The sequence below is a fragment of the Listeria monocytogenes genome (genome assembly GCF_013282665.1).
GTDB lineage: Bacteria > Bacillota > Bacilli > Lactobacillales > Listeriaceae > Listeria > Listeria monocytogenes_C.
The window spans coordinates 1,175,375-1,189,938 of sequence record NZ_CP054041.1; the positions used below are offsets into that span (position 1 = coordinate 1,175,375).

At 38.3% G+C, this 14,564-nt stretch carries 12 protein-coding genes; 11 read left to right on the forward strand and 1 reads right to left on the reverse strand.

All coding sequences use genetic code 11. The features are described from left to right. Positions 1 to 38 precede the first annotated feature (38 nt). The 10 genes from HRK21_RS05980 (at position 39) to HRK21_RS06025 (ending at position 12,791) form a co-directional block, all read left to right on the forward strand. Complete coding sequence (locus HRK21_RS05980) at positions 39 to 1,382, forward strand: MATE family efflux transporter (RefSeq protein WP_069887520.1); 1,344 nt, start codon at positions 39 to 41, stop codon at positions 1,380 to 1,382. A 179-nt stretch (positions 1,383 to 1,561) separates the two neighbouring features. Beyond that, the gene (yaaA, locus tag HRK21_RS05985) at positions 1,562 to 1,783 is read left to right on the forward strand and encodes a S4 domain-containing protein YaaA (protein WP_010958651.1); all 222 of its coding nucleotides are present in this window, start codon (positions 1,562 to 1,564) and stop codon (positions 1,781 to 1,783) included. Between the two features lie 3 nt (positions 1,784 to 1,786). After that, on the forward strand, positions 1,787 to 2,899 hold the full coding sequence (gene recF / locus HRK21_RS05990) for a DNA replication/repair protein RecF (protein WP_003740031.1): 1,113 nt from the start codon (positions 1,787 to 1,789) through the stop codon (positions 2,897 to 2,899). 48 nt (positions 2,900 to 2,947) lie between these two features. After that, the gene (gene gyrB, locus HRK21_RS05995; RefSeq protein WP_003740032.1) at positions 2,948 to 4,888 is read left to right on the forward strand and encodes a DNA topoisomerase (ATP-hydrolyzing) subunit B; all 1,941 of its coding nucleotides are present in this window, start codon (positions 2,948 to 2,950) and stop codon (positions 4,886 to 4,888) included. Positions 4,889 to 4,982: 94 nt separating this feature from the next. Next, positions 4,983 to 7,511 (forward strand): DNA gyrase subunit A, encoded by a 2,529-nt coding sequence (gene gyrA / locus HRK21_RS06000; protein WP_003728718.1) that lies wholly within the window; start codon positions 4,983 to 4,985, stop codon positions 7,509 to 7,511. Positions 7,512 to 7,644: 133 nt separating this feature from the next. Further along, the gene (gene cls / locus HRK21_RS06005) at positions 7,645 to 9,159 is read left to right on the forward strand and encodes a cardiolipin synthase (RefSeq protein ID WP_070006452.1); all 1,515 of its coding nucleotides are present in this window, start codon (positions 7,645 to 7,647) and stop codon (positions 9,157 to 9,159) included. Between the two features lie 15 nt (positions 9,160 to 9,174). Further along, on the forward strand, positions 9,175 to 9,693 hold the full coding sequence (gene speG / locus HRK21_RS06010) for a spermidine N1-acetyltransferase (protein ID WP_003723772.1): 519 nt from the start codon (positions 9,175 to 9,177) through the stop codon (positions 9,691 to 9,693). A 141-nt stretch (positions 9,694 to 9,834) separates the two neighbouring features. After that, a complete protein-coding gene (mvk, locus tag HRK21_RS06015; protein ID WP_077952236.1) occupies positions 9,835 to 10,803 on the forward strand; it encodes a mevalonate kinase in 969 nt (322 codons plus the stop codon). Then, a complete protein-coding gene (mvaD, locus tag HRK21_RS06020; protein ID WP_003740035.1) occupies positions 10,760 to 11,731 on the forward strand; it encodes a diphosphomevalonate decarboxylase in 972 nt (323 codons plus the stop codon). The genes mvk and mvaD overlap by 44 nt, the downstream gene beginning before the upstream one ends. Continuing rightward, a complete protein-coding gene (locus tag HRK21_RS06025) occupies positions 11,712 to 12,791 on the forward strand; it encodes a phosphomevalonate kinase (protein ID WP_077952746.1) in 1,080 nt (359 codons plus the stop codon). Before mvaD ends, HRK21_RS06025 begins: the two co-directional genes overlap by 20 nt. Positions 12,792 to 12,878: 87 nt before the next feature. Here the strand turns inward: HRK21_RS06025 and HRK21_RS06030 are convergent, their stop codons facing one another. Next, on the reverse strand, positions 12,879 to 13,064 hold the full coding sequence (locus HRK21_RS06030; RefSeq protein ID WP_003740037.1) for a hypothetical protein: 186 nt from the start codon (positions 13,062 to 13,064) through the stop codon (positions 12,879 to 12,881). 386 nt (positions 13,065 to 13,450) lie between these two features. Here HRK21_RS06030 and qoxA point away from each other — a divergent pair, with 386 nt between their 5' ends. Then, positions 13,451 to 14,557: a cytochrome aa3 quinol oxidase subunit II gene (qoxA, locus tag HRK21_RS06035; RefSeq protein ID WP_003740038.1), complete on the forward strand. Its 1,107-nt coding sequence runs from the start codon at positions 13,451 to 13,453 to the stop codon at positions 14,555 to 14,557. The last annotated feature ends 7 nt before the right edge of the window (positions 14,558 to 14,564 follow it).

A 14,564-nucleotide genomic window follows, 5' to 3' on the forward strand; every position in this document is an offset into this window, starting at 1 on the left:
ACAAATGTATATTTATGCAAATGGAGGTAATTCTTAGCATGATGAAAGATATGACAACCGGTAATCCGACAAAATTAATTTTTTTATTCGCGATGCCAATGTTGATTGGAAACTTATTTCAGCAATTTTATACGATGATTGATGCGGTGATTGTTGGTAAATTTGTTAGTGTTGATGCACTAGCTGCAGTTGGAGCAACAAACTCAGTCAATTTTTTTATGATTTCTTTGATTATTGGACTTATGAGCGGTATTTCTGTCGTAGTAGCGCAGTATTTTGGTTTTAAAGATTATGATCGTTTGAAAGATGTTATTGCTACGGCAACTTATGCGGTAGTTTTTTCGGCGATTATTTTAACTGTTGCGGGCGTTTTGCTTGCGAAGCCACTTCTTATTTTATTGCGCACACCAGCAAATATTTTGGATGATTCGACCATCTTTTTAACCACCCTATTTATTGGGATTTTACCGATGAGTTTATATAACGGGATGGCAGCAATACTTCGAGCACTTGGGAATTCGATAACACCGCTGATTTTTTTGATTTTATCCTCTTTAATGAATATTGCATTAGATTTTTTATTGGTTGTTTATATGGATATGGGCGTTCGTGGGGCTGCTACTGCGACGGTTCTTTCTCAGACAGCAGCAGCGATTGCCGTTATTTACTATGCTTATCGCCACGTGCCGTTTATGCGGATAGAGCGCGCAAAATTCAAGCTCTCTACCCCACTACTTAAAGAAATGGTGCGCATTGGACTTCCATCTGGATTACAAGGTTCGTTCATTTCTATTGGAAACATGGCTCTTCAAAGTTTAATAAATGGCTTTGGTTCATCAGTCGTTGCGGCTTATACAGCAGCGAGTCGAATTGATTCACTTACATATCAACCGGGAATTGCTTTTGGAGCAGCATCCTCCATGTTTGCCGGTCAAAATATTGGTGCTGGAAAAATTGATCGTGTTCGCGAAGGTTTTTGGTCGGGAATAAAAGTAGTTACAGCTATCAGTATTGGTATCACGATTTTAGTTCAACTTTTCGCTCGGCAATTTTTATTATTATTTGTAGATTCAAGTGAAACAGAAGTTATTAATATTGGTGTGAGTTACCTACTGATAGTGTCGTTATTTTATGTGGTTGTAGGGATTCTATTTGTTGTGCGGGAAACGTTACGTGGTACTGGAGATGCGATGGTACCTTTAGCAATGGGAATATTCGAGTTAGTTTCTAGGCTTGCTATTGGATTTGTTTTATCGCTTTATATTGGTTATGTTGGGCTATGGTGGGCGACCCCAGTTGCTTGGATTACAGCGACGATGCTCGGTGTTTGGCGATATAAATCAGGAACTTGGCAAAAAAAAGCAGTTATTCGGCGAAAATAACCATTTTAATAAAAAAACGCCACAGAAGCTCATATTTTCTTTTTTTTAATAAATAATATCCCCCCATTAGTTTTGCTAAAAAAAGCTGAAAAACGAATATATGAAAATATTCTTTGTATTATTGGCAAAACTTTAGTAAAATAGAAGGTAGTGATAAAAAAAGATTGGGCGTGAAATTTTTGGCTGAAACTGTAAAGATAAATAGCGAGTTCGTAACGCTTGGTCAACTTTTACAAATGATTGATGTAGTTTCAACTGGTGGAATGGCGAAAGCGTACCTTAGTGAAAATACGATTTACATCAACGGAGAGCAAGACAACCGCCGGGGGAAAAAGCTTCGTAATGGCGATGTTATCTTAGTTCCCGGTGTTGGAAAAGTGAAAATTGAGCAAGGGAAATAGCAGATGCATTTAGAAAGTATTGTTTTAAGGAATTTCCGGAACTACGAAAACTTAGAACTAGAATTTTCCCCATCTGTTAATGTTTTTCTTGGTGAGAATGCACAAGGTAAAACCAACCTTTTAGAAGCCGTATTGATGCTTGCACTTGCAAAGTCACATCGGACAACGAATGATAAAGATTTTATTATGTGGGAAAAAGAAGAAGCCAAGATGGAAGGTCGAATAGCGAAGCACGGGCAATCGGTGCCTTTAGAGCTTGCTATCACCCAAAAAGGCAAGCGAGCTAAAGTAAATCATTTGGAACAAAAGAAACTTAGCCAATATGTCGGTAATTTGAATGTGGTTATTTTTGCCCCAGAGGATTTATCGCTTGTGAAAGGTGCTCCAGGAATTAGACGTCGGTTTTTGAATATGGAAATTGGGCAAATGCAGCCGATTTATTTGCACAATCTAAGTGAGTATCAACGAATATTGCAACAGCGAAATCAATATTTGAAGATGTTACAAATGAAACGCAAAGTAGATCCAATATTGCTTGATATTTTGACAGAGCAGTTCGCAGATGTCGCTATTAATTTGACGAAAAGACGAGCTGATTTTATTCAAAAATTAGAGGCATATGCAGCTCCAATTCATCACCAAATTTCCCGAGGGCTTGAGACGCTAAAAATCGAGTATAAAGCTTCCGTCACACTAAATGGGGATAACCCTGACGTGTGGAAAGCGGATTTACTTCAAAAAATGGAATCAATCAAACAAAGAGAAATCGACCGTGGTGTCACGCTTATTGGACCACATCGGGATGATTCTCTGTTTTATATTAATGGGCAAAATGTGCAAGATTTTGGTTCGCAAGGCCAGCAACGGACAACGGCACTTTCTATAAAATTAGCAGAAATTGACCTAATCCATGAAGAAACTGGGGAATATCCGGTTCTTCTTCTCGATGATGTGCTTAGTGAACTCGACGATTACCGTCAATCGCATTTGCTCGGAGCTATTGAAGGAAAAGTACAAACCTTTGTAACAACAACAAGTACGAGCGGGATCGACCATGAAACGCTCAAACAAGCAACAACTTTCTATGTAGAAAAAGGTACAGTAAAAAAATCCTAATCTAGGTTAATATAATTTGATGAAAAAGAAAGTGCGGTGGAATAATTAATGTCAGAAGAAAATATTACAAATGTACAAGAAAATGCTTCAGATTATAACGAAGATCAAATACAAGTACTGGAAGGTCTAGAGGCAGTAAGAAAAAGACCTGGTATGTACATTGGTTCAACTAGTCAACGCGGACTCCATCACCTTGTATGGGAAATTGTTGATAACGCAATTGATGAAGCACTTGCTGGTTTTTGTACAGAAATTGAAATTACAATCGAAGCTGATAACAGCATTACTGTTCGTGATAACGGACGTGGGATTCCTACTGGGATTAACGAAAAAATTGGTCGTCCAACAGTAGAAGTTATCTTTACCGTTCTGCATGCTGGTGGTAAATTTGGCGGCGGCGGATATAAAGTGTCTGGCGGACTTCACGGAGTTGGTGCATCGGTAGTTAATGCCCTTTCCACATCTCTTGAGGTATACGTTCACCGTGAAGGGCAAAAATATTACCAACGTTTTGAACGTGGTGATGTAGTCATGGATATGGAAGAACAAGGCGAAACGGATTACCGTGGAACAATTGTTCACTTCACGCCAGATCCACAAATTTTTACAGAAACAACGGAATTTGATTTTGATACGCTTCGTACTCGTACGCGCGAACTTGCTTTCTTGAATCGTGGTTTAACGATTTCGATTGAAGACAAACGTGAAGAGCACAAAGTTCGTAAAGATTTCCACTATGAAGGCGGAATCCGTTCTTATGTGGAGCATTTAAATAAAGCCAAAGATGTTATCCATGAGCCACCAATTTATTTAGAAGGTGAACGCGATGACATTATGGTTGAGATTTCCATGCAATATAATACTGGATTCTCAAGCAATATCATTTCATTTGCGAATAACATTCATACGTATGAAGGCGGAACTCACGAATCTGGATTTAAAACGGCGTTAACACGTGTCATTAATGACTATGCGCGTCGTAATAAATTGTTCAAAGATAGTGATGATAACCTTTCCGGTGAAGATGTTCGTGAAGGTTTAACGGCAATCATTTCCATCAAACACCCAGATCCACAGTTTGAAGGGCAAACAAAAACAAAACTTGGAAATTCAGAAGCTCGTTCAATCACGGATAAGCTGTTTTCTGAGGCTTTAAATAAATTTATGATGGAAAACCCAGATGTTGCTAAAAAAATCGTTGAGAAGGGCGTTGTGGCTTCTCGTGCACGTCTGGCTGCTAAGCGCGCGCGTGAAGTTGCTCGTAAAAGCAGTGGGCTAGAAATTTCTAGTTTGCCAGGTAAACTAGCTGACTGTTCCTCTCGTAATCCTGAAATCAGCGAACTTTACATCGTTGAGGGTGACTCGGCTGGTGGTTCAGCTAAACAAGGTCGTGACCGTTTATTCCAAGCAATTTTGCCGATTCGTGGTAAAATTTTGAACGTAGAAAAAGCGCGTTTAGACCGAATTTTAGCTAACGAAGAAATTCGAACTATTTTTACGGCTATGGGTACAGGTTTTGGTGGAGATTTTGACGTTTCTAAATCTCGTTACCACAAACTTATTATTATGACGGATGCCGATGTCGATGGTGCACATATTCGTACCTTACTGCTTACGCTATTTTATCGTTATATGCGCCCACTACTTGATGCAGGTTATATCTACATTGCGCAACCACCGCTTTATCAAATTAAGCATGGTAAACAAGTAGAATATGTATATAGCGATGGACAGTTAGAAGATTATCTAGCTTCCCTTGATGGAGACACTAAATACAGCATTCAACGATATAAAGGTCTTGGAGAAATGAACCCAGAACAACTTTGGGATACAACCATGAATCCAGAACACCGTACGCTACTTCAAGTCAATATCAAAGACGCTATTGATGCCGATGAAACTTTTGAAATGTTGATGGGTGACCGGGTGGAACCTCGTCGTAAATTCATTGAAGACAACGCACAATACGTTAAAAACTTGGATGTTTAATAAATATTTCCCGGGTAATAATTGGGTTATTAATTGTTTTTAAAAGGTTTGAACTAGATTCAGCCTTACTTTTGAAAGGGAGGTTTCTCTAACAATGGCAGAAACACCAAATCAACGAATAACAGAGATAAACTTAAATAAAGAAATGCGGACATCATTCCTAGACTATGCGATGAGTGTAATTGTTGCCCGTGCCCTACCAGACGTTCGTGACGGATTAAAACCAGTTCACCGTCGTATTCTATATGCGATGAATGACTTAGGTATGACTTCTGATAAAGCCTATAAAAAATCGGCTCGTATCGTTGGTGAAGTAATCGGTAAGTATCACCCTCACGGCGATACAGCGGTTTATTTTACAATGGTTCGTATGGCGCAAGATTTTAGTTACCGTAATATGCTAGTTGATGGACATGGTAACTTTGGTTCGGTCGATGGCGATATGGCGGCAGCGATGCGTTATACAGAAGCACGTATGTCAAAAATTTCGATGGAACTACTTCGCGATATTAACAAAGATACAATTGATTACGCTGATAACTATGATGGTTCTGAACGTGAGCCAGTTATTTTACCAGCGCGTTTCCCTAACTTACTAGTCAATGGTTCGTCAGGTATCGCAGTTGGTATGGCAACAAATATTCCTACTCACCATCTTGGTGAAGTTATTGATGGCGTTTTGGCGCTTAGTCATAATCCGGAAATTACTATTCGTGATTTAATGGAATATATTCCAGGACCTGACTTCCCTACTGCTGGGATGATTATGGGACGTAGCGGAATCCGCCGTGCTTACGAAAGTGGCCGTGGTTCAATTACTGTTCGTGGTCGCGTGGACATTGAAGAAAAGAAAAATGGTAAAGAAACAATCGTTATCACTGAAATTCCTTACCAAGTAAATAAAGCGCGCTTAGTAGAGCGTATTGCCGAACTAGCTCGGGAGAAAAAAATCGACGGTATTACTTCCCTGAATGATGAGTCTGACCGTTCTGGAATGCGCATTGTTATTGAGGTTCGTCGTGATATTAGTGCTAGTGTTATCGTGAATAATTTATTCAAAATGACAGCACTTCAAACTACTTTTGGTATTAATATGCTGGCACTTGTCGACAATCATCCAAAAGTACTTAATTTAAAAGAAATTCTTTATCATTATTTAGAGCATCAAAAAGTAGTTATTCGTCGCCGTACGGAATTTGAGCTTCGTAAAGCAGAAGCACGCGCTCATATTTTAGAAGGTTTACGAATTGCGCTAGATAATATTGACGCGATTATTAAATTAATTCGTGGATCAAAAACTTCCGATGTTGCCAAAGAAGGCTTGATGACTCAATTCAACCTTTCGGACAAACAAGCGCAAGCCATTTTAGACATGCGTTTGCAACGTTTAACAGGTTTAGAACGCGAAAAAATTGAAGAAGAATACCAAAACTTAGTGGCATTAATTAATGATTTAAAAGCCATTTTAGCTGATGATGAGCGTATTCTTGAAATTATTCGTGAAGAATTAGAAGAAATCAAAGTTAAATATGCGGATAAACGTCGTACAGAAATCTTGGCAGGTGATTTAGTAAGCCTAGAAGATGAAGATTTAATCCCTGAAGAAGAAGTGGCAATTACGCTAACTAAACGTGGCTATATCAAACGTCTACCACTTTCAACTTATCGTAGCCAACGTCGTGGTGGTCGTGGTATCCAAGGTATGTCTACTCATGAAGATGATTTCGTAGAGCACCTTGTTGCAACGAGCACGCATGATACGTTACTATTCTTCACTAACACAGGGAAAGTTTACCGTTCGAAAGGTTATGAAGTGCCTGAATATGGTCGTACCGCCAAAGGTATCCCAATCATCAACTTACTTGGAATTGAAAGCCAAGAACAAGTGAATGCTGTGATAAATCTATCCGAATTCACTGATGATAGCTACCTATTCTTCACAACTAAACACGGTGTCGTGAAGCGTACAACCCTTTCTCAATTTGCGAAAATTCGTCAAAGTGGTCTTCGTGCAGTTGAACTTCGCGAAAACGATGAATTAATCTCTGTTCAAATGACAGATGGTAGTAAAAACATGATTATCGCAACGAAACATGGACAATCTATCTACTTCCCGGAAGAAAATATTCGCGTAATGGGCCGTACAGCTGCTGGTGTTCGTGGTATTAGACTTCGTGAAGACGATGAAGTTATCGGTATGGAAGTCCTTGAGGATGATGAAAAAGTTCTCGTTGTAACGGAAAAAGGATATGGTAAACAAACACCGGCTTCCCAGTACCCGCTTCGTAATCGCGGTGGTATGGGTGTTAAAACCGTTACAATCACAGAGAAAAATGGTAACTTAGTCGCAATGAAAACAGTGACTGGTGAAGAAGACTTAATGCTAATGACTGTGAGTGGCGTATTGATTCGTTTTGAAATCGAAACTGTTTCGCAAACAGGTCGTAGCGCAATGGGTGTTAAACTAATTCGTCTTGATGAAGATGAAAAAGTAGCCACTGTTGCAAAAGTACCAAAAGAAGAAGATGAAGTTGAGCTAGAGGAAGAAATCGACGAAACATTAATCACACAAGTTCCTGATGAAAGTTTTGAAGATGCTCCTGGAAGCGATATAGAAGAATAAAGCCAAGCTGGAAATGACTCTAATTTGCGAATTAGAACGATTTTCCAGCTTTTTTTCAGTATAAAAAGCGCTTTTTGGCTACATTTTATGTATAATATCCTTAATACGTCTAAAAAAGAGAAGAGTTGAAGAAATGCGCAAACTGATTCAATTTCTGTTTATAGCAGTAGTTTTATTTTTAGTGGAGTACTTTTTAATCAATCAAGCAGCTATATTATTCTTAGTAACAAGTGGAATTATCCAATTATGCGGTGTGATTATTGCGATTCGGCTACTACTATTTGATCAACGAAATACTAGCTCAAAAGTCGCCTGGATTGCGGTTATTTTCATTTTGCCTGTACTCGGAACGATTAGTTACCTTGTGTTTGGTAGAAATCCAGCGACTAGAAAATTTAGCACAGCTCAAGTAATGGAAAAAGCGAAATTAATTCATGCGATTCATGCAATTCCAAACAATACCAATGAAAAGTTACCACGACTATCTAAAAGAATTGCGCATCTGACGTCCATAGAGCCTATTAAGGGAAATAAAATCGAAATACTAACAAATGGTGAAGAAACTTTCCCAGTGCTCTTAGACGCGCTTAGAAAAGCGGAAAACCACATCCATATTCAATACTATATTTTCAAAACGGATGAAATTTCTACAGAGATTCGTGACATTTTGGTAGAAAAGGCGAAATCTGGTGTTGAAGTTAGATTTATGTTTGATGGACTTGGTTCAAGCAAGCTTCATAAGGCATTTTTAGCGCCTCTAAAAGAAGCTGGGGTTAGCATTCATGCGTTTGATCCAATCACATCCCCGTGGATTGTAAGGACTGCCAACTTGCGAAATCACCGTAAAATAGTCGTAATTGATGGCCAAATTGGCTTTACAGGTGGGCTTAATATCGGTGAAGAATATCGTTCTAATACTCCAGATTTTCGTGTTTGGCGCGATACACACATAAAAATAACAGGCCAAGCTGTCATCGAACTCCAAGAATCTTTCCTAAATGACTGGGTCTACATGGAAAACCGTGCTGGAGCCGCTGACAAGTTCATTAGCGAATCTGGTTTAAAACAATATTTTTCGCCAGTTGATATGGGTGAAGAATGGGCACAAGTTATTTACGGCGGACCATATGATAAAGAAAAATGGGTACGCGATTCAATGCTTGATTTGATTGATTCTGCCAAAGAATCTGTTTGGATTGTGTCCCCTTACTTTGTTCCTGATGAAGAGTCGCTTGCGGTTATTCGCCGGGTTGCGATGAGCGGTGTTGACGTGCGAGTTATTATTCCTGGCAAAGGCGATCGCGGGATTTCCTTCCACGGAAGTAATGCTTATGTGAAAACAATGATTGAAGCAGGCGCAAAAATGTATGCTTATGCCGATGATTCTTTTGTCCATGCGAAGGCAATGTTAGTGGACGGAACGCGTGCGGCTATTGGTACGGCCAATTTTGACGTGCGAAGTTTTAGATTGAATCATGAATTAATGGTATTCTTATACGATGAAAGCGATGCTATGCATCATTTAAAACGTGACTTTGAGAAAGATTTTGAAGATAGTCGACTGTTTACGATGAAAGATATGGAAAACAAACCATTATTGACTCGTATAAAAGAAGTTCTATCCAGTTTACTATCACCAATTTTATAATTTAGGAGTGGAAAAATGAGTGGAGATTTAAAACTTAGACCGCTTGAACGAGAAGATTTAAAATTTGTTCACCGGTTAAATAATGACGCGAAAATAATGTCTTATTGGTTTGAAGAGCCATATGAGGCGTTTGTCGAGCTTCAGGAGCTATATGATAAGCACATTCACGATCAGTCAGAACGCCGTTTTATTTTAGAATTAGATGGCCAAATGGTTGGGTTAGTCGAGTTAATGGAAATTGATTATATTCACCGAAGAGCGGAATTTCAAATTATTATCGATCCTAAGTTTCAGGGACACGGTTACGCTGTTTCTGCCACAAAACTAGCAATGAAATATGCTTTTCACGTACTAAATATGCATAAATTATATTTAGTTGTTGATAAAGTAAATGAAAAAGCTATTCATGTTTATGAAAAAGTTGGCTTTATTCGTGAAGGCGAGCTAATTGATGAGTTTTTCGTTGATGGAACTTATCATGATGCTATTAGAATGTGTATTTTCCAACATCAATATCGAGAAATGGATATTTAAAAGGTGATTGGCGCGGGAAAAGTTGCGCCAATCATTGTTTTGGGGCAAAAAAAGTTCTATAATAAGGTTTTAGTGAAATAATTATGGTATCATGAAGTATTAAAGTTTGTATTATTTTGATGGAGAAAGGATTGGCGTGCATTGGCTACAGGCATTGGGACAGCTAAAATGATATTATGCGGAGAACATGCAGTTGTATACGGAGAACCGGCAATTTCAGTCCCATTTACACAGGCAGTTGTAACGACAAATGTAGAAAATTCTACAAAAACCAAATTTTCTTCGGCATTTTTTTCAGGTGATTTAGATGATATGCCTGATTTCTTAGCAGGAATCAAAGCATTAGTTGTAGATATTTTAAATGAAATTGGAAAAGGCGAATGCGTTTCTATCCATGTGGTTTCAGGCGTTCCGATTGGACGAGGATTAGGTTCAAGTGCCGCTGTAGCAACAAGTATTGCACGCGGCTTATATAAATATTTTAATCAAGAATTAGACTCGAAAAAATTATTAGCCATTGTGAATGCGGCAGAAAAAATTGCTCATGGCAATGCTAGTGGTGTTGATGCTATTACGGTTGTAAGTGAAAAACCAGTATGGTATGAACGAGATCGAAAACTAGAAATCATGCACTTTCCAAAAAAAATCACGTTCGTAGTAGCGGATACTGGAGTTCCAAGTGAAACCAGAGACGCGGTGAAGGATGTTCAAGTTTTATATAAAAAAAATCAAGCTGAAATCGGGAAAATAATCCACCAACTTGGCAATATTTCCCGGGAAATAAAGACGCATTTAGAAGGCGATGCAGATACTGTGAAAATAGGCGCTGCAATGAATAAGGCACAATCTTATTTAGAAACTTTGACAGTTAGCGACAGTAGTTTAGAGAAATTAATTGAAGTAGCTAGAAGTAGTGGTGCAGACGGGGCAAAACTTACAGGTGGCGGTAGAGGTGGATGTATTATCGCTGTAGCAAAAAATCAAGAAATCGCTGAACAAATAACGAAGGCGCTTCATAATGCTGGAGCTGCACAAGAATGGATTTTTACGATTGGAGAAGGTAGTTATGAGAGCGACAGCCATCGCACACACGAATGTGGCGCTAATTAAATATTGGGGAAAACGCGATGAACACTTGATTCTACCTGCAAACAGTAGTTTATCTTTCACGGTAGATAAATTTTATACAAAAACAACGGTAGAATGGGACGAAAAACTAACCCAAGATACATTTATTTTAAATAATGAACAAAAAACGGATGCAAAAGTAGCTCGTTTTATAGATAAAATGCGTGAAGAATTCGGTATTTCAGCAAAAGCAAAAATTAATTCCGAAAACCATGTTCCAACTGCGGCAGGACTAGCTTCATCGGCTTCTGCATTTGCAGCTCTCGCGCTTGCTGGATCTAGCGCTGCTGGTAGAACAGACACAAAAGAATATATTTCCAAACTGGCTCGTTTCGGGTCTGGTTCTGCTTCTCGTTCCGTTTTCGGCGATTTTGTCATTTGGGAAAAAGGGGAGCTTGCAGATGGTAGTGATTCTTTTGCCGTTCCATTCACGAATAAATTATGTGACAAAATGTCTCTTGTAGTCGCAGTCGTTTCAGACAAAGAAAAGAAAGTTTCCAGTCGTGATGGAATGCGTCTAACCGTTGAAACATCTCCTTTTTTCGAAAAATGGGTTTCTGCTGCTGAAATAGACTTAGAAGAAATGAAACAAGCTATTTTAGACGAAGATTTCATCAAAGTGGGCGAAATTACCGAACGAAACGGAATGAAAATGCATGCGACAACGCTTGGTGCAGAGCCACCGTTTACTTATTTTCAACCAGAGTCACTCGAAATAATGGATGCTGTTAGAGAACTACGCAAAAATGGTATACCTGCCTATTTCACAATGGATGCTGGACCAAATGTTAAAGTTATTTGTGAGCGTGTAAATGAAAATATCGTAGCAGAGAAGTTGTCAGGTTTGGCTAAAAACGTTCTAATTTGCCACGCCGGTAAGGAAGCGAGTGTTGTATCAGATGAAAAATAAACTACAAGTTAAAATACCCGGAAAATTATATGTTGCTGGTGAATATGCAGTCGTAGAATCCGGTCATACAGCTATTCTAACTGCGGTTAATCGTTATATAACACTAACACTAGAGGATAGCGAGCGCAATGAATTATGGATTCCTCATTATGAAAATCCAGTTTCATGGCCAGTTGGCGGCGAACTTAAACCAGACGGGGAACATTGGACTTTTACAGCTGAAGCAATTAATATCGCGACTACTTTTCTAAAATCAGAAGGTATAGAACTAACTCCTGTGAAAATGGTCATTGAAACAGAATTAATCGACCAATCTGGCGCAAAATATGGACTCGGTTCTAGCGCAGCGGCGACGGTTGCTGTAATCAACGCGTTAATGACGAAATTTTATCCAGAAATATCAATGCTTAAAAAATTCAAACTAGCTGCCCTTTCACATTTAGTTGTGCAAGGTAATGGCTCTTGTGGCGATATTGCCTCTTGTATGTACGGTGGATGGATTGCTTATACGACATTTGATCAAGAATGGGTGAAGCATCGTTTAGCTTATAAATCACTCGAATGGTTTATGAAAGAGCCGTGGCCCATGCTTCAAATCGAAACATTAGAAGAACCAGTACCGACTTTTTCTGTTGGCTGGACGGGCACACCTGTAAGTACCGGAAAATTAGTTTCGCAAATTCATGCTTTTAAACAAGAAGATAGCAAGAATTATCAACATTTTTTAACTAGAAATAACGAGATTATGAAGCAAATAATTCAAGCTTTCCATACGAAAGATGAGGAATTGCTTTATTCAGCTATTAAAGAAAATCGTCGCATTCTCCAAGAACTTGGAACAAAAGCTGGCGTAAATATTGAAACAAGCTTGCTAAAAGAACTCGCGGACTCAGCTGAAAACATGGGCGGCGCAGGAAAATCATCTGGTTCTGGTGGCGGAGATTGTGGAATAGCTTTCTCGGAAACGAAAGAACTAGCCGAAAAATTAGTGAATGAGTGGGAAAAGCTTGGTATTAAGCATTTACCTTTCCATACGGGGAGAGTTCAAATTACTGAATAGTGGATATATCATTAATAAAGCCGAGCAACTTTTATGTAAAAGTTGCTCGGCTTTTAGTTTGATTATAGTAATAAACTAAATCTTTTTTTAAGTCGTCTTATCTTTATTAGATAAATCAGTTGCATGATTAAAAATAACCACACCAACAACTGTTAAAATGCCAGATTCTGCACCAGAAAGAATATCCATGAAATATAATATGGATGGTAAAACAAAACCTATAATTCCAATTATTAATTCAATCATTCGAAATATCTTTAATTTTTTACTCACTTAACCACTCCCTGTGGAATTAAAGTATGCGATAAAACTAATATACCATAAAAATAAATTTCCAGATAAAAATTATTTACAACTTGTTTCGAATTTCACAATCTAGGGAATAGTGAACAGAATGAAAGTTTGTGAAATATTTAATATATCAGGTTTTTGAACTAAGATATCAAATCAGATATAATGAGTTAGAGTATGAACATAGTGATTTTAAAAATGCGGAACAATTTAAAAAAAGTTTGTGAGTTTTTTAAAAAGAACTAAATAGTAAAAGCATTTTTTCAGTTACATAGGAGTTCTAACAAGCTTCTTTCAGCACTCCGGTAATGGTATTTTTGCGCAAAAATACACATTAGAAAACATCAAAAGGAAAAGAGGGGATTCGGGTGTCAAAGGTACTTAAATCTTTGCTACTTACGGCACTACTTGGGGTTACCGGCCTTATAAGTGGTTGTGGTGACTTGACAGTACTTAATCCAAAAGGGCCAGTTGCTAAAGGTCAGTCGGACTTAATTATTTATTCGATTATATTTATGCTGGTTATTGTTTTGACGATTTTTGTATTGTTTACGATTATGTTGGTTAAATACCGCGAACGGAAAGACATTTCAAACTATGAGCCGGATATGCATGGTAGTAAAAAACTGGAAATTTTTTGGACATTGATTCCAGTGGCTATCGTTATTGCTCTGGCTATTCCGACTGTAAAAACAATTTATGCAGGGGAAGAAGCACCAAAAGTGACTTCGCATAAAGATCCAATTGTTATTTACGCAACAAGTGCAGACTGGAAATGGATTTTTAGTTATCCAGATGAGTCGATTGAAACGGTGAACTATGTAAACATTCCAACCGACCGTCCTGTATTATTCAAATTAACTTCTGCAGATACGATGACAAGCTTTTGGGTTCCGCAATTAGGTGGACAAAAATATGCGATGTCTGGCATGACGATGAATTTATATTTACAAGCAGATGAAGTTGGTACATACAAAGGTCGTAACGCAAACTTTAACGGCGAAGGTTTTGCGGATCAACGCTTTGATGTAGTAGCTCAATCTGAAAAAGATTTCAAAAAATGGGCAAAAGAAACAAAAGCAAGCTCACCAGTTATTACGCAAGACATATATGACCGTCTACTAATTCCTGGCAGCTCCAAGAAAAAGACTTATTCTGGTACGCATTTAGCATTTGTTGATGTAGCAGCTGATCCAGAGTATGTTTTCTATGCCTACAAACGTTTTGGTTATGAAATGACAAATCCGCATAATCCAAACACAAAATCAACCATTTCTGATGAACCAATGCTTCCTGTTCGTCCTGTGACAGTAACTAATCCACAATTTGAGCGTCATGATATGAAGCCGCAAATTATTAAAAATGGTGAAGGTTACCACGAGGATAAACACCGCGAAGATGAAATGAAGAAAATGGAAGAAGACATCCAAACAAATGAATTCAATAAAAAAGAATCGGATGACGCAGGGAACTAAAAAGGGG

Coding starts and splice junctions, on each gene's coding strand:
- HRK21_RS05980 (WP_069887520.1), top strand. CDS start 39: ATGATGAAAGATATGACAACCGGTAATCCGACAAAATTAATTTTTTTA.
- recF (WP_003740031.1), top strand. CDS start 1,787: ATGCATTTAGAAAGTATTGTTTTAAGGAATTTCCGGAACTACGAAAAC.
- gyrB (WP_003740032.1), top strand. CDS start 2,948: ATGTCAGAAGAAAATATTACAAATGTACAAGAAAATGCTTCAGATTAT.
- gyrA (WP_003728718.1), top strand. CDS start 4,983: ATGGCAGAAACACCAAATCAACGAATAACAGAGATAAACTTAAATAAA.
- cls (WP_070006452.1), top strand. CDS start 7,645: ATGCGCAAACTGATTCAATTTCTGTTTATAGCAGTAGTTTTATTTTTA.
- speG (WP_003723772.1), top strand. CDS start 9,175: ATGAGTGGAGATTTAAAACTTAGACCGCTTGAACGAGAAGATTTAAAA.
- mvaD (WP_003740035.1), top strand. CDS start 10,760: ATGAGAGCGACAGCCATCGCACACACGAATGTGGCGCTAATTAAATAT.